Source organism: Eubacterium sp. An3 (genome assembly GCF_002159465.1).
GTDB classification, from domain to species: Bacteria; Bacillota; Clostridia; order Lachnospirales; family Lachnospiraceae; genus Anaerobutyricum; species Anaerobutyricum stercoris.
The window spans coordinates 24,900-43,189 of sequence record NZ_NFIR01000006.1; the positions used below are offsets into that span (position 1 = coordinate 24,900).

At 45.3% G+C, this 18,290-nt stretch carries 19 protein-coding genes; 2 read left to right on the plus strand and 17 right to left on the minus strand.

Annotation, left to right across the window (positions count from 1 at the left end; genetic code table 11):
• Nucleotides 1-368 precede the first annotated feature (368 nt).
• From B5F87_RS07625 to B5F87_RS07670, 10 genes are all read right to left on the minus strand, one after another.
• Complete coding sequence (locus B5F87_RS07625; protein WP_143405232.1) at nucleotides 369-740, minus strand: hypothetical protein; 372 nt, start codon at nucleotides 738-740, stop codon at nucleotides 369-371.
• Complete coding sequence (locus B5F87_RS07630; RefSeq protein WP_087279217.1) at nucleotides 710-1,150, minus strand: hypothetical protein; 441 nt, start codon at nucleotides 1,148-1,150, stop codon at nucleotides 710-712. Before B5F87_RS07630 ends, B5F87_RS07625 begins: the two co-directional genes overlap by 31 nt.
• 31 nt (nucleotides 1,151-1,181) lie before the next feature.
• Entirely contained in the window at nucleotides 1,182-1,550 is a 369-nt protein-coding gene (locus B5F87_RS07635; protein WP_087279220.1) for a hypothetical protein, read from the minus strand.
• Nucleotides 1,551-1,627: 77 nt separating this feature from the next.
• The gene (locus B5F87_RS07640) at nucleotides 1,628-2,554 is read right to left on the minus strand and encodes a hypothetical protein (RefSeq protein ID WP_143405233.1); all 927 of its coding nucleotides are present in this window, start codon (nucleotides 2,552-2,554) and stop codon (nucleotides 1,628-1,630) included.
• A gap of 508 nt (nucleotides 2,555-3,062) precedes the next feature.
• Nucleotides 3,063-3,512 carry a HEPN domain-containing protein gene (locus B5F87_RS07645; RefSeq protein ID WP_087279226.1) on the minus strand — a complete coding sequence of 150 codons (450 nt, stop codon included), beginning with the start codon at nucleotides 3,510-3,512 and terminating at the stop codon, nucleotides 3,063-3,065.
• Nucleotides 3,502-3,816, minus strand: a complete 315-nt coding sequence (locus B5F87_RS07650) for a nucleotidyltransferase domain-containing protein (RefSeq protein WP_087279229.1) — start codon at nucleotides 3,814-3,816, stop codon at nucleotides 3,502-3,504. Before B5F87_RS07650 ends, B5F87_RS07645 begins: the two co-directional genes overlap by 11 nt.
• Before the next feature lie 207 nt (nucleotides 3,817-4,023).
• On the minus strand, nucleotides 4,024-4,782 hold the full coding sequence (locus tag B5F87_RS07655; RefSeq protein ID WP_087279232.1) for a flavodoxin: 759 nt from the start codon (nucleotides 4,780-4,782) through the stop codon (nucleotides 4,024-4,026).
• 118 nt (nucleotides 4,783-4,900) lie between these two features.
• Nucleotides 4,901-6,217 carry an MATE family efflux transporter gene (locus B5F87_RS07660; RefSeq protein ID WP_087279235.1) on the minus strand — a complete coding sequence of 439 codons (1,317 nt, stop codon included), beginning with the start codon at nucleotides 6,215-6,217 and terminating at the stop codon, nucleotides 4,901-4,903.
• A gap of 46 nt (nucleotides 6,218-6,263) precedes the next feature.
• On the minus strand, nucleotides 6,264-6,758 hold the full coding sequence (locus B5F87_RS07665) for a pyridoxamine 5'-phosphate oxidase family protein (RefSeq protein WP_087279238.1): 495 nt from the start codon (nucleotides 6,756-6,758) through the stop codon (nucleotides 6,264-6,266).
• Nucleotides 6,759-6,961: 203 nt separating this feature from the next.
• On the minus strand, nucleotides 6,962-7,636 hold the full coding sequence (locus B5F87_RS07670) for a DUF6198 family protein (protein WP_087279241.1): 675 nt from the start codon (nucleotides 7,634-7,636) through the stop codon (nucleotides 6,962-6,964).
• Nucleotides 7,637-8,003: 367 nt separating this feature from the next.
• Here B5F87_RS07670 and B5F87_RS07675 point away from each other — a divergent pair, with 367 nt between their 5' ends.
• Nucleotides 8,004-8,789, plus strand: coding sequence for an HD domain-containing protein (locus tag B5F87_RS07675; protein WP_343215739.1), 786 nt, complete (start codon nucleotides 8,004-8,006; stop codon nucleotides 8,787-8,789).
• A 95-nt stretch (nucleotides 8,790-8,884) separates the two neighbouring features.
• On the opposite strand, the gene B5F87_RS07680 is transcribed toward B5F87_RS07675, so the two are convergent.
• The 7 genes from B5F87_RS07680 to ruvA all read right to left on the minus strand — a co-directional run bounded on the left by B5F87_RS07680 (nucleotide 8,885) and on the right by ruvA (nucleotide 17,058).
• Nucleotides 8,885-9,337 (minus strand): NUDIX domain-containing protein, encoded by a 453-nt coding sequence (locus B5F87_RS07680; RefSeq protein ID WP_087279243.1) that lies wholly within the window; start codon nucleotides 9,335-9,337, stop codon nucleotides 8,885-8,887.
• Nucleotides 9,338-9,496: 159 nt separating this feature from the next.
• On the minus strand, nucleotides 9,497-11,047 hold the full coding sequence (locus B5F87_RS07685; RefSeq protein WP_242964323.1) for a penicillin-binding transpeptidase domain-containing protein: 1,551 nt from the start codon (nucleotides 11,045-11,047) through the stop codon (nucleotides 9,497-9,499).
• Nucleotides 11,001-12,248: an FtsW/RodA/SpoVE family cell cycle protein gene (locus B5F87_RS07690; protein WP_242964324.1), complete on the minus strand. Its 1,248-nt coding sequence runs from the start codon at nucleotides 12,246-12,248 to the stop codon at nucleotides 11,001-11,003. Before B5F87_RS07690 ends, B5F87_RS07685 begins: the two co-directional genes overlap by 47 nt.
• Nucleotides 12,249-12,373: 125 nt before the next feature.
• Complete coding sequence (locus B5F87_RS07695) at nucleotides 12,374-14,926, minus strand: U32 family peptidase (protein ID WP_087279250.1); 2,553 nt, start codon at nucleotides 14,924-14,926, stop codon at nucleotides 12,374-12,376.
• The gene (locus B5F87_RS07700; protein ID WP_158096993.1) at nucleotides 14,877-15,323 is read right to left on the minus strand and encodes a cell division protein ZapA; all 447 of its coding nucleotides are present in this window, start codon (nucleotides 15,321-15,323) and stop codon (nucleotides 14,877-14,879) included. The genes B5F87_RS07695 and B5F87_RS07700 overlap by 50 nt, the downstream gene beginning before the upstream one ends.
• A gap of 24 nt (nucleotides 15,324-15,347) precedes the next feature.
• Nucleotides 15,348-16,352: a Holliday junction branch migration DNA helicase RuvB gene (gene ruvB, locus B5F87_RS07705; protein ID WP_087279255.1), complete on the minus strand. Its 1,005-nt coding sequence runs from the start codon at nucleotides 16,350-16,352 to the stop codon at nucleotides 15,348-15,350.
• Between the two features lie 25 nt (nucleotides 16,353-16,377).
• Entirely contained in the window at nucleotides 16,378-17,058 is a 681-nt protein-coding gene (gene ruvA / locus B5F87_RS07710) for a Holliday junction branch migration protein RuvA (protein ID WP_204246062.1), read from the minus strand.
• Nucleotides 17,059-17,160: 102 nt separating this feature from the next.
• Between ruvA and B5F87_RS07715 the strand changes: the two genes are divergently transcribed.
• Complete coding sequence (locus B5F87_RS07715; protein ID WP_087279262.1) at nucleotides 17,161-18,288, plus strand: ribonuclease H-like domain-containing protein; 1,128 nt, start codon at nucleotides 17,161-17,163, stop codon at nucleotides 18,286-18,288.
• Nucleotides 18,289-18,290 lie beyond the last annotated feature (2 nt).

Consider the following 18,290-nt stretch of genomic DNA (forward strand, 5'->3'; position numbering starts at 1 on the left):
TTGCCTGCAGATGCCTCTTTTTCGCATGCTGACAATTCTCTTTTATAATAAAAAGACATGACTCACTCCCAAATCATGCCTTTTTCTAAATTCAACTATTTAATTACAGTCCCAGACCTTCAACCCACTCCTGCACGTCCGCTTCATCTGAGTCTGACCAAAATCACGGTCTTTCCGGTGAAATCATTGTTCTCCACAAAGCTGTTTACCGGTCATGCGGCGATGCCCTTGCCAAATTGGGTACTAAACCGGAGGTCGTCTCCCCTTGCCCTTGATTTTACTGGTTTAATGGAATACAAAAGTGTGTTTTGTGTCATCTGAACTCCCCCATAAATCCATTCTATTCTAAAAAACTGAAATCCTTTATATCAAATTTTTCTCCTAGCGATTTTTTTCATTTTTGTATACCCCTCACACCCAATAATAGAAATAGCATTTAACTTTTTCAATGCATTCTCTATGCTGATTCTAATTTGGACGGGAGTATACCTGTCAAGCGCGTTCTGATTAACCGCCATAATAATGTCTTGCTTTTCTTTCTTGTAAAGACTCCAAAACTGGTCGTAATTTCTATTTTGATTCGCGATACTAAATTGTTTCAGCATATTTTCTACCGCCTGCTTTTTCTCACCATTCATTCCCTCGGGAATAGTTGCGACTAATCCTTTAACTACCTCATTAGCATCGACTGGATTTTGACTACACGAATTCAAAACTTGTAAGATTGCATTTCCCTCCATCTGCATAATGGTTGTTGTGTATAAAAGAAAAAGTTCTTCTGCAAATTTTTCATCAATTCCTGTTGTTCAAGAATTTCAGCAGCACAATTATAAAACTCATCTAAGGCATTAAAACTAAAAGAATCCAATTTACGAATAAAATAATGCTTATATTGGTTCCAATAGTCTATTTTAAATAGAATTTGTGATTCATAAAAGGCTGTATCGTTTAAATTTCCTTCTGAGATATAGGAACCTATTTCTCGTATACGTTTCTGCAAATCCTCAACCTGCATAATGATTAGCGAAGCAGCTTCTGACACTTTTCGGCGTTCCTGCGCCCAATAAATATAGAACGCCGAAGCGCCTACTACAACAAGTAGAATATCAAGCCAATTCGTGCTAATAAATTCTCCTATTTCTCTCCCCATATTTGTTCACCCTATCTTTCGTACACTTTTTTTAATCCACATTTTTGATAAATTCTTTGATACTATGAACCATCTGCTTTTTGATTGCAGTATCACAGAGAATTCCATAATAGTCCTGCTCTAAATTTAATAGTGCTGCTTCACTTGCAGAATAATTCTTTTTTAATCGTAGCTCCGAAACAGGAATCGAATTAGCAAACTCTATCATATTATTTATGCACGGATATTTGTGACGTAATTCTCGATCAAGCTGATCAGCGGCAGATACGTTCCCACACAAATTAATATCTGTGATCGCCTGATCGATACGCTTCAAGTCATTGAGAATGTCTGTACAATCGCGGGCTTCCTTTATTGTTTCGACTGTTCTGGCAACCAACTCATTATAAAAATGTATCATACTGTATCTCACCTCATTTCAACATCTTGCGCAATGACAATAACTGTTCCAGTTTTCGATAATACTTATTTTACAGCCTATAGGACAGGGTATTCTTCAATTTCTTGTTTTGAAACTCCAACCCACCATAAACTCATATTTCTGATCAATTTGTCGAGAAGGATAATCACATATTTGATCTCCGAATCGTTTTTAAAATCATAATAATATGTATATCCATGGGCTATCTGACGTCTCATTTCCTTTATCTTCTCGCTAACCTCGTCTGAAGATAAGTTTGATTTTATCAATTGCGGGAACTCATTAATCATATATTTCAATTCATCTTTTAGAGGGAATTTTCGATCCTTAGATTTCTTGTGCTCTAGTTTTTCAAACAGATATTCAAATGCCATAACCTGTTCCAAAAATCGTTGCGGAGAAAACAAAGTATCAAAACTTCCTAAGTGTCCTAACGGTATGCTTTTGGTTATTTTGTTCCCGGAATCTATCGCTATGTTATTCAGGATTTTGGGTATATATTTCATAATGTCAAGTTCATTGAAAAAGACATCATTCCCTGATACTGCTTTCTCTGAAACCAGAGGACAATAAAACCATCCTGCTTTTATCCCTTTTTTATACAGAGTAATCTGCTTGAATGGCACTTCTGCTTTAGACATCATAAACATTGCTAGACGGTACAAAACTACCGAAATATTATAACACTCCTGTATATCATCAGTCTGTAAGGTAAGCAGAAGTTCTCCCTTTTTCTCAAAATCTTCAAGAAGCCCAAGACGATTGTCATGTCCTATACGATATTTTAACTCATAATGATTGTTATTCATATCAAACGGTATTACATACACGTCCTTAGGTTCCAATGCCAAATTAATGCCTTCTCTAACCATATCCAAGTATTTATATTTGTACCCGAAAATATCGTCAAGAAACGGAGACTGAAGACCTATGGCCTCATATTCGCCTTCTGATGCAAGACTATCAATGATATAGCAACGCAAATAGCAAGTACTACCTATAGAATACTCCACTAGAAAAGTAGCTGTTTGTCCTTGACTTCCTATACCAAAATACTGTCCATGAAGAATATAGTTTGTCGTGAAATTATATTTTTTTGAAAAATTCTTTAGAAGTTCACTATCTGTAAATAGTTCATGCGGTAATTTTCAATTACAAATGGAATTTTTCCTTCTTGAAAGTCAATAAAGCCTTTAACCATTTTTTCTCCTCATTTCAGCCGCTCATATTAAGAAAGCAGCTGCTCCAATTTCCTATGATGTGTTTTTGCTCGGTAAGTGGTAGAAGGGGAACTGGTAGCATAATTTTTCTAAATTCCGATATCTAATTTTTCAAATCATACTGACCTCCAAATTATTCTCTCCTATCAGTTCCTCTATGAGCTCACTCTTACTGTTTCAAAAAAGAAAAACGGCGCAGAATATCATTTAAAGTGCCATTTAAAACACCTCTTGGCACTTTAAATGGCACTTAAAAATATATAGCCCCATATCAAGAATGATTTTCTTCCCCTGAGTCTTCTTGCTCTTCTATGGCATCCAAATTCACCTTTTCTACCCGCAGCAATGTCAACAGCCAATCATACAGTTCCTGAGTCTCTTCCAAAGCTTTCTTTACATGGTATTCTTCAATGAACAACTCCTGAGGATATCGAATCTTTACTCCGTAAGGCGTCAGATCATCACACATTTCAAGATACTTTTCATCCACTTCTGTATATTCCTGCAGCATTTCTGCTAATAGACCGAGATCATGTGTCTTCTTAATCGTAACACCTTTAGAAATCAAAACACCTTTCAACAGCTTTTCTATAGCCTGCTGACAATGGTAACAAATAATCTCCAACGGTTTCGGATGCATATACTCATGCAGATGCTTCGCTGTGAGGAAATCCATCCTGGCAAACTCCACCCACTCTTTCAGGATTTTTTCATTTTTCATATAACAGCACACCCTCCTGCTTTACGACCTTTTCCAGTGTATTCTTCTTTGCCCTTTCATCAAAGGAAGATTCATAGCCCACAACAATATCCACCGGACGCTTCCGAACTCCGCGGAGAGATTTATATGCTTTCTGGGACAGTTCAATTTTGTTACCGGCATCATCAGGAACAACAACATAAAAATCATAATCGCTGTTCTCATTATAGGTATCTTTTGCAAAGGAACCGAACAGATAGACCCGTTTCGGCATGATAGTCATACAGATTCTGTCTTTAATTGCATTGATTTCACTGTTGATCATCTTGTTCACATCCTTTCACACAAACTCACCTGAAATTTCGTTTTGAATTATATATACAGTATACCACAGAACCATTTGCTTATCTATCCGAAACAATATTCAGACAGATTATTTTCCCAGAATTTACCTTTTAAAATAAAAAAAGAGCAGAATACGCGATTCTGCCCAATTTATATATTGACATATTCTGTTCTATATTCCTGACAATTACAATCCCAGGCCTTCGACCCATTCCTGCACGTCCGCTTCATCTGCGCCTGAGCGGAATCGCTCGCCTTCCTGCCAGTCGCCGGTTCCTGCCATCTCTTCCAGCAGCTCTCCGCTCTCGCCAAGTCCTGATGAAGCTGAGGTACAGAACGGAATCACTGTCTTTCCGGTGAAGTCATTGTTCTCCACAAAGATGTTTACCGGCCATGCGGCGATCCCCCACCAGATCGGGTAACCGATGAACACTGTGTCGTAGGAATCCCAGTTTTCCACTGTGGTGGAGGTCAGCTCCACATCCCGAAGACTTTCATCTGCGTACTCCTGGGAAACCCGGCTGTTGTCATCGGTCCAGTCCAGATCTGCGTCAGTGTACGGTTCCGTCGGCTCCAATTCAAAAATGTCGCCGCCTGTGGTATCCGCAATCATATTGGCCACTTCTTCAGTATTGCCGGTCGCTGAATAATAGACGACCAGAACATTTCCTGTGTCGGAAACATTGTCAGTAACTTCCTCTGTATCACTTTCCGCTGTGGTGTCTGCCTCGGCAGCAGCATCTGCTCCGTCCTGCGCCGCAGTATCCGGCGCGCTCTCTGAGGAGGTATCTGCCTCATTCTGTGCGGCATTTGTACTCTGTGCCTCTGTCTGAGTCTCCTGCTGTGCGTCACCAGACTGACCACTGTTTCCTGAACTGCAGCCGGCCAAAAGGCTTACCGCTGTCACACCAACCAGACACATGGAAAGAAATTTTTTTACTCTCATTTTATCACTGCTCCTTTTACGATGCGTTTTGTTTTACTTCTTACACCGTAAATATATCGGAAAAACAGCGGTCTGTGAACTCTCCAAAAGTTTTCCAGTTTAAACGAAAAGGTATTGACTACCGGCTGTCTCCTGTCGAATACCGCCGGAACAGCAGCAGTCCGATCACCGCCACCACAAACTCCGTTGCCGGGAAAGCGCACCATACGCCGTGAATCTGCGCGACCACCGAAAGCAGAAACGCCATCGGGATGATCACGATAAATCCCCGGAGCAAGGATATAATGTGTGCCGGCAGCGGCCGCTGCGTGGACGTAAAGTAAATGGACAGGATGATGTTGAATCCGGCGAACGGACAGGCGATAAAGTACAGGCGGAGCCCGTCCATGGCAATAGCCTGCAGCATGGCGTCATGTTCGCTGTTAAATATAGAAGTAATCGGCGACGCGCCGAAAAATACGATCATGTATATGCAGATGGAAAAGACTGCCATGGTCAGTATCGCATAACGCAGAAACGCCCGGATGGCATCGTAATCTTTCAGTCCGAAGCTCCGGCTCATGAGCGGCTGGATTCCCTGGGCGATTCCCGTGTAAATGGCGATGATCACCAGGGAAAGGTTGGCGATTACGCCGTAGGCGGCCACGCCCACATTACCGTTCAAATTCATGATGATCGAATTAAAGACAATCATGACCACGCCGCTGGATACTTCCGTTACCAGAGACGGAACGCCGCTGGACAGGATCCAGCCTGCCTGTCTCGCCTGCGGCCGGCATTTCACCGGATGGAATTTATTATGTTTCCGGATAAAATGCGGCGACAAAATGAGCATGCTGATGATCGGCGCCAGACCCGTGGCGAACGCCGCGCCAAATATCCCCATGCCGCACGGAAAGATGAACACCCAGTCCAGCACCACGTTGGAAAGGCTTCCGCCTATCATGGCAGCCATGGAAAGCTGCGGTGCGCCGTCATTTCTCACAAAACAGAGCAGCACGTTATTGAGCAGAAATGCCGGAGCAAAGGACAAGATGACCCGCAGATATGTTCTGGACATATTGAATACATTTTCTCTCGCCCCGAAAATCCAGACGATGTCCCCGGCAAACAGCAGTCCGACCGCCACAAAAAACACGGCGAACACTGCCGCCAGATACAGCGCATGAGTAAATGTACGGTTAGCCGCGGCACTGTCCTTCTGACTCTTCTGAATGGAATACCGGGTGCCGCCGCCCATTCCGATCATCAGTCCGCTCCCGTGAATAAAGCTGTAAATGGGAATGGCCAGATTGAGAGCTGTGAGGCCGTCCGTTCCCAAACCTTTTGACACAAAAAAAGTATCGGCAAGAATATAGCAGGACAAACCGATCATTCCCATCACGTTCAGTGAGACGTATTTCGCAAAATCCTGCACTCGATTTTTCATTTTCATACAAACCTCCCAAAATATATCTCATAAAATGCATAGCCCATGCGTATCACTTCTGCTTTCTTCTCACAAGCTCAATGGCTTCCTTGCCTGACAGATGCTCCACAGTCATCTCCAGCATACAGAGCGGCTCCCAGTCTTTCTCAATGTAGTTCTGCCGGTTCTCTTCGGAGTCCTCCGGCGCATATTTGAGCGCCAGCTCCTCAATGGCGCGGCGCTTTTCTCCTTCGTTTTCCAGAATACGAACGGAACCGAACGCAATGACGCTCCGGTAACAGGTGGTGTATTTCTCCGGCACAATCTCATCCTGCGCAATGACACAAAAAGAAGCCTTCGGATTCTTCCGTATGGCATCAATCTTGTGGCCTTCCTTCGCACAATGGAAATACAGCTTATCTCCGTCATATACATAGCTGAGCGGAACGCCGTACGGATACCCTTCGTCTCCTGTCAGAGACAGAACTCCCGAAGTTCTCTCCCGCAATATCACCATGGTTTCTTCCTGCGTCAGCTGCTGCTTTTTTCTTCTCATCTCGCGAAACATTTTTCTCCTCCATTTTTAGTTTTTCACATGAAATTTTTAAGTTTTTCTGCAAAAAGGCAAAAGAAAAGCATTGACCTTCGCATCTTCAACGGCCTAACGATGCGAAATCAACGCTCCTGCTCTTACCCGGCGGCAAGCATTTTATGTCAGTGCGGAGTCGGACAAGAAACTGCCCGAACCACACGTTTTATTCCTCTACGTTTTTACCATAAGCCACAAGGCTTGTCAAGAAATTTATTGGTCACTTTCGTGACCTGACCCACCAGTATCATGGCCGCGAGGGTTCCCTCCCGAACGCCCTCCACATTTCCCAGGAAAACAAAAGATAATACCAGGGAGATGCAGACAAGGGTAATGTCAAAGGTCATCTTCATATTGCCGAACTTCACCGGCGCGACCTTACAGATGGCAAGTACAATGCCTTCGCCTGCGGTGGTGACAAGATTCGCCTTCACTTCCACGCTGATACCAAAAGCGATCAGCACGATGCCGGCAATACAGAGTAGCCATTCTCCCGCATAGCTGGAAACATGCAGTCTCCGCAGCAAATATTCCGCCACATCGATCATCGTTCCAAAAACGATGGCCGCCGGAAACTGCAGCAGTTGAAACCAGTCATACTGTCTGCGCAAAATGGCAATCTGAATCAAAACAAAAAGAAAATTCATGATGATAGTCGTGGTTCCCACCGATAAGCCGGAAATCAGCGAAGTCACGTAAGGAACTGTGGATATGGGCGAGATCCCCAGATTGGCTTTAATCGAAAAAGCAACTCCGAAAGCCATGATGGACAATCCCAGACACAAAAAAATAAACCGTAAAAACGGATGATCAAACGTTCTCTTTCCCTTCGGTCCATCTGTTTTTCTATTACACATTTTTCTCACCTTCCTTACTGTTATTTTTGTAAATAACATCCTGTTGTTGCTTTCTGCACGGGATTTTCCCGCAAATTCATGTCAATTATAGTCTTTTTCTCTGCTTTTGTAAAGAATACCGCCGGGGTATGGTATAAGACTGCTGTGGTATGACATACGGCAGCCGGAGGTGCAAGGCATAAGACTCCAGTATAAAAAATGCTAAGACTCCGGTGTAAAAATAAAAATGCCACGCAGTTTATTGAAAAATGTGCAGAATTATATGTAATACAAGGAAATATATAGGGCTTCCTCGGAAAATGTGTTACAATAGCTTTTAACCTGCAAAACAACAAAACGATAAAAGACATTAGAAAGGAACAAAAACATGAACATAGATTTATCTCACGCAAGGCAGCAGTTTGAGTCCTACCTGGACCAGTACGACCGGACGGACGACAAAGTCCGCCTGAAAATCATCCATACCTATGGGGTGATGGAATGCAGCCGCAGGATTTGTGAGCGGATGCATCTTTCTGAAGAAGATACCATTCTGGCGCAGCTCATCGGTCTGCTTCATGACATCGGACGGTTTGAACAGCTGAAAAAATATAACAGTTTCGAGCCGGACACCATGGATCACGCGGCTTTCGGCGTGCAGATTCTTTTTGAGGAAGGAAGAATCCGGGACTACGTCGCCGAAACTGATTGGGACAGTATTATCCGTACCGCCATCGCCCGCCACAGTGATTTTAAGCTGGAGGGCGTCACCGACGAGAGGGAATTGCTTCACGCCAGGCTGATTCGGGACGCCGATAAACTCGACAACTGCCGGGTGAAGCTGGAGGATTCCATCGAGACCATACTGGGCGTGTCGGCAGAGGAAGTCGGCAGTTCTGCCATCACGCCGGAGGTGATGGCACAGTTCATGAATCACCAATCCATTTACTCTCCCACAAGAAAAACAAAGATGGACTACTGGCTCTCCTATCTTGCCTATTATTATGATATCAACTATGAAGAAACTCTGGAAATCATACAGGAACACCATTATGTGGAACGGCAAATTGCGCGAATTCCTTATGACAATCCAACAACCGCCGCTCAGATGCAGGAAATCAAAAAAATCCTGCAGGACTATTTTTGCGCAAGGATCAACACCCGCAAAAAATAATGAAAACCATTCAACAGCTAAAAAGACTGCCTATGGGAAAAGAGGTGATTTTCCTCTTTCTCATATGCAGTCTTTCGTTTTTCAGAAATATTTTTTCAAAAATATTTCCGGCTTCCCCACAGATTCGCCTTTTTCAAATCCAGATACTGTTGATACGCATCCTCAAGGATCTGTTTTTCATTGGGGAACCGGAGCAAATGATAGGCTTCATGAAATTTATAAAAACCGGAATCCACAAAATATTCTTCTCTCTGCGGCTTGGAATAATAGCTGTCCGCCATCATCAGATACCAGTGTACATCCTTCACCACCACATCATGGGCGGTATTAAAAGTATACTGACTCTTTCCCACATATTTGATAATAGAAGCTCTCGCACCGGTTTCCTCTCTCACTTCCCGCAGTGCGGTCTCTTTATACTCTTCTCCCTCCTCTACTGTTCCTTTTGGAAGCACCCATCCTTCATACCGATTCTTATAATTCTTGTACAAAAGAAGAATCTTCCCGCGAAAAATTACCACACCACCACAACTTGTTGCCTCTATCATGATCTCTTCCTCCTATGCAAACAATTCTGGTGTGTATTACACTTGGTATCAGTATATCAAATCCCTCTGTCCTTTGCAAGAAAGCATACTGATTTTTGCAAATATAATTTTAAGTTATATTTTCCGCAGGGACATCATTCTCTCTGCCATACGTATTTATCAGGAATAATAATCCTTCATCTCATTGTTATAATAGGAGTCAAAGACCTCCTTTGCAATCGGCGCCGCGTATTCGCTGCCCGCTCCGCTGTTTTCCACAATAACACAGACTACCAGATCCGGATCTTCCACATTGGAATAGCCAAAGAACCAGGAATGGGAGCGTTCTCCCTCATTTTCCGCCGTACCTGTCTTTCCTGCCGCCGTATATAAATCCGTCTCCAATGTTCGTCCCGTACCGTCAGTTACTACATTCTGAAGCATTTTCTGCAGAGTTTTTGCATCCTTCTTATCCACCAGTGTTTTATACTCTGTCGGTTCCGTCTTTTCGACCACCGCTCCATCCGAGCTTTCCACGCTTTCGACCAGATACGGTTTCATCAATACGCCGTCATTGGCAATGGCGCACATGATGAGCGCATTATGAAATGGCGTCATCAGCGTATTTCCCTGCCCGATGACTGTCTGCGGCACTTCACTTTTCTGAGAATTCTCATCCAGATCGAAACGGCTCTGCTTCACAGACAGATCAAAAGGAATGCTCTGTCCAAATAAAAACTTCTCATTCAGAGCCGCGAAACGTTTCAGATTCAGCGTGCTTCCCAAAGTGACAAACGCCGTATTACAAGACTTGGTAAAGGCCTCGTTTAAATCCACCTCACCGTGTTCTTCGTCCTCATAACAACTGATGCGCACGCTGTCCACAACTGTTTCTCCGGTACAATCATAAGAAAAATCTCCATATGAGCCCGGATGTTCTTCAATATATTCAAGAGCCGTCAACACTTTATAGGTGGAACCCGGAGGATATAAGCCCTGGGTCGCACGATTTAACAGACAGCTGTTATCTTCATCAGAATTAATTTCTTCCCATATATCATCAAGCTCATTGGGATCAAAATCCGGTTTGGAAACCATCGCCCTCACTTTTCCGGTCTTTGGTTCAATGGCTACCACCGCTCCCCTGTAATCACCCAGAGCATTATAAGCAGCTTTCTGCAAACGGGTATCCAACGTTGTGACAATGGTATCGCCAACGCTTTTTTCTCCCGAGACGCCCCCCTTCAACTGTTCCACCAGCTGTTCATGAGAGGTCAGCAGATCATAATTATAGGCAGACTCCAGCCCTGCCTTCCCGTGAGAATTATAGCCCACCACATGAGCAAACATATTTTCATAAGGATATTCCCTTGTCTCGTTGCCTTCATCATCCACTGTGGTTTCCGCCAGGATCTTATCGTTCGCGCTCATGATACTTCCCCTCCGCACTTTCTCTGAAAGCGAGGTGGTGCGTTTATTATAAGGGCTGTTGATAATCCCCGGAGCGTCGTAGATTGTGAACTTCACAAGATAACCGATCAGTCCGAGAAAAATAACTACCACAAAAAGGCTGGTGTGGAACATATATCGGTTCGTCCTGAGCTTCCGTCCTTTTTTGGGTACGAAGAGGGCAGCCAGACGTTCCCATATACTCACGGACTCTGTCTGCACCCTGTTTGATTGTCTACCGGACGTTCTGTCTCTCTGTGTTGATTTCTGATGTTTGTTCATCTTCTACCACTTCCTCATCTTCCTTATAGGCAATCATAAAAATGCCCTGCATGATTGCAAATATAATCAGGGTACTGGCCACGGAACTTCCTCCGTAGCTGATCAACGGCAATGTTACACCGGTGGACGGGATAAACTTTGTGACGCCTCCGATGCACAAAAACACCTGGAAAATAAAACAGATGGAAAATCCATAAGCCACCAGCTTATAAAAGCGTCCTTTCACATCCATGGCAATCTGCAGGAAATGTACAAAAACGCCGAGATAAATAAATATCAGGCAAATGGCGAAAAAAACGCCGAATTCTTCTGCGATAGCCGAAAAAATAAAGTCACTTTCAACCACCGGTATGTCAGACGGGCTGCCCTGGGTCAGCCCCATGCCAAACCAGCTGCCCGTACCAATGGCAAACAGAGACTGGGTGATCTGATAACCTCTCCCCTCTATGATCGACCATGGATCCGTCCACGCGTCAAATCTGGCTCTGACATGAGAAAACAATATGTAGGCAAGCCGTCCTGCCAGCACGCCGGCAGAAGCTCCGCCGATCACATAAACGCCCCGCCCGGTGGCCGCATAACAAAGGAAAACAAAAATCACGAAATAAATCAAAGCGCCGCCCAGATCTCTCTCCATGATCAGCACCATCACATGGCATCCGGAAAACAAAGCCGTCACGAAAATCCGTTTAAAACTCGCAGGACGCTCCAGCATGGCCGCCAGGAAAAACACAAAGGCAATCTTTACAAATTCCGAAGGCTGCATGGCAAAACTTCCGATGGAAATCCAGTTAGTCGATCCATTTTTAGTTGTTCCGATCACAAAAACAGAGGCGAGCAGCGCCAGCCCTATCAACCCGTATATCCATCGAAGACGCTTCAGCCAGTATGCCTTTTCCAGAAAATACGGAACGATGAGCACCACAAGAGAGCTGACCGCAGCAATCGCAAACTGCCGGACGGCCTGTGCAAAATCCAGCCGGGTCAGAACTACAAAGCCAATCAGCAGGAGAAAACAGGTATGATTCATCAAAATACGCGAACAATCCGCATATATACGTTCATAAATGAGGATCAGCACTTTAAAAAAAACAGCCTGCGCCACATATAGGATAAGTATTTTTACGTCAAATGTCTTTAAAAACAAGACGCCATAGCAGATAAAATGAAAAATAAACATGAATCGTTCCTGCCGGTTCATACGTTTTATCTGCCGGTCTTCCGTGGAAGGAAGAAAAACTGTAAAACAAGACACAGCGTAAATTGCGCACATAATCATGAAAATGTAATTGGATCCTGTTGATATAATATTTAGCATGACCTCACCTACTCAATTCCATATTTCCAGTATGCGTCCGGTTCCTTTCCTTTCGCCGGACCAAATCCGTTTTTCTCCCATCTTTCATAATCAAGGACAGCCTCCCGCGCGCTCCTCTCGTCATCCAGAAAGAAATGAAAGATCACCGCATCAAGTCCTCTGACAAATGCTCCCTCTTCCTCTCCCAAAAGATTCCGCGGCGTGTCCGACCAAATGGTATTATAACAATATCTGCAATGGCTCACAACCGGCAAACGGCGCTTCTTCTTATCTTCCAGAAAAAGCACTTCCTGGCGGCGATCACATCCGCCCCGCGTTTTCTTAATACACTGAGCAGACTTCATCAAAGGAATTCTCCCGTAAACAGAACATTCGACCGCCACGTCCTTCTGTCTATTTGCAAGCATCTCCCGGCACTCTCCGCCGGAAAGCTCCAGCGGCAATTCTGCTCCGGCAATCCCAAATATCCGCTTTGTCTCCGCCAGAGAAAAATGATTCCACTGATAAAATGAAGACGCTGCGTAAACCGGAGCCGTTCGGTCCTCCATCTCCCAGAGAAACTGCGCCTGTCCCATAGTATGCGCATAAATACCGGACCACAGCCGCGACCGGCACACAACAGACAGTTCGCTTCGGCTGTCCGCCGCCGCCTCATCCTCCCTTAAGATAAGAGGCAGAGACAGATATGCATTCTTCCCCTGCCGGCAGATCTGCGCCGCAAAAGAAAGACTATCTTCTTCTGCCCAAAAATCCAGAGGGAGGCAGATGCTGTTGAAAAATGGATGCGACAAACAAAATTCCGCTATTTTCTTATCATAAACCACTGCCATTTTTTTCTTATCAGCATGAAAATCATCAAATTTCTTATTGTTATTTAGTGAAATAACAGTATCACTTTTTTCTTCTGATTGCAAGGAAATCTTTCTGTCTCTTTTATTTTTTTCTTCTGACACACTCCGGCATGCCCGGCGCTCCATCTGCTCCTGAAGCATCCGGAATCCCGTCTGTCTCAACTCTTTTACCGCCGACATGGGAAGAAATGCATTTTCCTCCAGATCGGCATCCAGATCTTCCAGATAAAACGGCACGTCTCCGGTTTTATTCATCTGCCGATAAATATCTTCTTCTGTGACCGGACGTTTTGCGGAAGGCTCCGCCGCTTTTCCCAACACAAGAATCTCTTCCCCTCTGCATCGCAGCAAAAGCTCCGATGAGTTGCCGATTCGCACAATGATTTTTCCCTGTACCGGATATTTTATCTCTTTTTTTAAAATGTCATTCTCTATCCAGGAAGAAAGACTATCATTTTTTCTTCGATATACTTCCATGCCGGCACGCAGCGCTTTTGTTCCCGGGACATTCAGAATAATTCTCCTGCCATCCTTCCGAAGATGCTCCGGCACCGTAAGCGCCATCTCTTCCTGACCGGGCAGCGGCAGAATCAGGATATCCTTCGGATGCAAGATTGTCCCCCCGTCAAGCTCCACTGCGATCTGCCCGCGGCGCACCTGACGCACCCATCCGATTTTCCGTCCGAGATTTCTTGGATGTATCGTGGCCATCATCTCAGAACCATTATGCCGGTTCCAGTAGCCGTCTGTGAAACCACTGCGGCTGTAAAGTTCCTCAAGAACCTCGTAATCTTTCTTAGAAATCTTCCATTTTCGTTGCCGGTGCTCCTGTTTTTTGTCCAACGACAGATCTTCCTCTCCCATCTCCCGGTAGAGATCCAGATACTTTCTGTAAATGGCAGTTACTCCTGCCACATATTCTACATTTTTCATGCGACCCTCGATTTTCAGGGAATCCACACCGGCTTCAATCAGCGATGGAAGCCAGGAAATGGCGCACAGATCCTTGGGGCTCAGCAGATGAGCGCCGGCAGAAGACTGGGAATCTCTTTCCATCACCCGGTAAGGCAGCCGGCATGGCTGCGCGCATCGCCCCCGGTTGCCGCTGCGCCCGCCGTACCTGCTGCTCAAAAGACATTGTCCGGAATAACAATAACAGAGGGCGCCGTGAATAAAAACTTCTATATCAAGACCAGCTTCTTCTTTCATACGGCGAATCTCGGAAAGGGACAGTTCCCGCGCCGGCACTACCCGGTTCATGCCAAGCCTCGCGGCGGCTCTTGCCCCATACACATCTGTTATGGTCATCTGTGTGCTTCCGTGAATCTCCATGCCGGGGAAATTCTTGCGGATAAAGGCAGCCGCTCCCACATCCTGCACGATCACGCCGTCCAGACCTTCCTCATAAAAAGGCTGAAGGAAATCATACAGTCTCTCCGTGATTTCCTTCTCTTTCATGAGGGTATTTACAGTCAGATATAAGCGTCTGTCATAAAAATGGGCATAATGCAGTGCCTCCACCAACTTCTCTCCGGTAAAATTATCTGCATATGCCCTGGCTCCGAACTGCTGTCCTCCCATATAAACAGCATCTGCTCCCGCCTTTATGGCGGCTTTTAAGTGTTCAAAAGAACCTGCCGGAGCCAAAAGCTCCGGCAGCTTAGTTTTTCTTTGTATCATTGTTTTTTGAATCATTTCGTTTTGTTTCATGAAGCTCACTCCGTGTTTCCAGCTCTATAATGCGCTTCTGCAGCTCATTGACCTTGGTTTTATACTCAATCACCAATTTATTTGCTGTGTCTATCCGCATTTCCTTATCCACCATCTCCTGCTTCAACTTGTAAAGCTCCTGCTCATTTTCCTGATGTTCCTGGTTAAAAATGTTTACCTCATCCTGAAGCTTAAAAAGCTCTTCCGCAATATTTAAGGAAAGAAGAATATTTTTATATTCCTGCGGCAGCTTGGAATAGCCATTCTGCTGCTTCAGCTCACGGATTTTTCCATCCACATAAGAAGCAATCCGCTGCATAAAAGTCTCGCTGCTGCTCCCCGCCAGCATATAAACCTTTCCGTCAATCACCACAGATACTTTCGTCTTGTTTTCCATTTTATCCCCCCGCATCGCTGTATTTTAAAATACTTCCTCCGGAACAGGAAGGCCCAGATGTTCGTAAGCATAAGGCGTCAGCGCCCTCCCTCTCGGCGTCCGTTTTATAAGCCCTCTCTGTATCAGAAACGGCTCACACACATCTTCAATAGTCCCGGCATCCTCGCCAATGGCCGCCGCCAGCGTATCAAGTCCCACCGGACGCCCGGCAAACTTGACGATCATCGTGTCAAGAATATTTCTGTCTGTAGTATCCAGACCCAAAGCATCAATCTCCAGCAAATCCAGAGCATTTCCCGCCACCTGCCGGCTGATTACTCCGTCATAACGAACCTGCGCAAAATCACGCACTCTCTTCAACAGGCGATTGGCAAGCCTTGGCGTCCCGCGGCTTCTGCGGGCAATCTCCAGAGCGCCGTCGCAGTCAATCTCCACACCCAAAAGCTCTGCCGAGCGCTCCACTATAGTCTGAAGCTCCTCATCTGTATAAAATTCCAGACGGTTTACCACTCCAAAACGATCTCTTAAAGGAGCAGTGAGCATTCCGGCGCGGGTTGTCGCCCCCACCAGAGTAAAATGCGGGAGGTCCAGCCGGATGGAACGGGCAGAAGCTCCCTTTCCAATCATAATATCAATGGAAAAATCTTCCATGGCCGGGTATAAAACTTCCTCAACCTGCCGGTTCAGCCGGTGAATCTCGTCAATAAAAAGCACATCGCCGTCAGAAAGCCCGTTCAGCACCGCGGCAATCTCTCCCGGTTTCTCAATGGCGGGACCCGACGTGATCTTCAGATGTCCTCCCATCTCGTTGGCGATGATACCCGCCAACGTCGTCTTACCCAGTCCCGGCGGTCCGTACAAAAGCACGTGATCCAGAGGCTCTCCCCGCATCTTTGCGGCCTGAATAAAAATGTTCAGATTTTTCTTAACCTTTTCCTGACCGATATATTCTGTTAGTGATACCGGACGAAGACTTCCTTCCGCAGCAACGTCCTCATCCAGCAGTTCTGTCGTTATCATTCTGTCCATCTTGTCACCCTGCCAAACTCTATTTCTACAATGTCATAATTATCTTAAGCGCTTCTTTTAAAAGCTGCTCCGCGTCCATGGCTTCCGCACCTGGCACCTTATGAACAGCCCGATACGCTTCACCGTTGGAATATCCCAGGGCGATCAACGCCTCCATTGTATCCATGATCTGGCTGCCTTCTTCTGAGACTGCCGCTGTCGCAGGCGTCTCATCTTCATTGCCTGTACCCAGATCTGCCAGATCAAGCTTATCTTTCAGCTCAATAATCAGACGTCTGGCGCCTTTCGGACCAATTCCCGGTGTCCGGGCGATACTTCTGGCATCCTCACTGATCACTGCGTAATACAAATCTTCCACGCTCAAAGTCGACAGCACAGAAGCCGCCACCTTCGGACCGATTCCGCTGACTGCCAGAAGGAGCTTGAATACCCTCAGCTCCTCTCTTGACAAAAAACCATAAAGAGCGATCATATCTTCCCTCACATAAAGATATGTATAAAGCGTGACTTCATCACCGGTACGCACCTGATTACAGGTGGCGGAAGAAGTCCTCACCTCATATCCCATCCCCCGGTTATCCACCACAATACATTCTTCATCCGCGTACACCGCCGTGCCTTTTATATATGCAATCAACTTTTTAACTCCTGTCTCGAACTTATATTCTATCAAATGATACCATACTTCCCGATGAATTACAACCAAGGAGTTTGTCCCCTCATTTGACAGTCCTCCCTTTCTTTGATACTATTCAGCTGACAGTGTACAGACTGCCTGAACATTTTACCGAAACAGAAAGGACTGCTTATGCTCACAAAACATTACTGTTTCCCCTCCGGCACAGCGCAAACTGCCGGAAAAGGGAGATATACTTTCATAGATATCGAAACTACCGGACTCAAAAGAGACGCCACCATTCTCTACCTCATCGGATGCGGCTGGCACGAGAATGATGATTATCACATTATCCAGTGGTTTAACGACGATGGTGTCAGCGAACCTGCCATGCTCCTGGCCCTTCAGGATTTTCTGTCCGGACATCCGGCTCCGCTGCTCACATTCAACGGAGAAAGCTTTGATATCCCTTATTTAAATCGCCATTATGAACTCAATAATATGGACTTCCGGCTGAATCTCATCGGTTCTCTTGACCTGTACCGGATGCTCCGCCCTTTTCAGACTTTGTTCCGGCTTCCTCACGGAAAGCAAAAGGACTGGGAACATTTCCTTGGCATCGACCGGGAAGATCTCTACAGCGGCGGACAGCTTATCGGCATGTACAAACAGTATCTTATAAAAAAAGATCCCGGACTGCTGGATATTCTTCTTCTCCACAATATGGAGGACATCCGGGGTATGGAAGCTCTGCTTCCTCTTGCCTCTTACCAGGGACTGATGAACGGCGCTTTTTCTTTGCGGGAAGTTTCCTGTTCTGCTTCTTTTACCGCCTTTTGCCAGCTAAAAGCACCGCTGTCCAGACCATTACAAATCACTGTTCCCATTGGCTCCCTTGATATTTCCGGCGACCTGATGAAACTCTCTGTCCCGGTCACAAGCGGATCTCTGAAATATTTTTACCCGGATTACAGAAACTATTACTATCTTCCCGAGGAGGACCGGGCCATCCATAAATCCGTAGGCTGCTATGTGGACAGCCGGTTTCGGGAAAAAGCCAAACCTGCCACATGTTATATCCGCAAAACAGGTCATTTCGTTCCGCTCTTTCCGGACAAAAAATATAAGGGCATCCAGACCTCGCAAAAGTCTTATGCGGATTCCCTCACTCTGTATAAAAATAACTATAAAGACAAACATTCTTTTGTGGAGCTGGATGTACTGCTTTCAGCAAGCGATAATCTGACCACCTTCTATCTCTGTGATTATTTAAAACACATTTTTATCGCCGATATGGAAAAAGCTGCCACAAAGCAGTGACA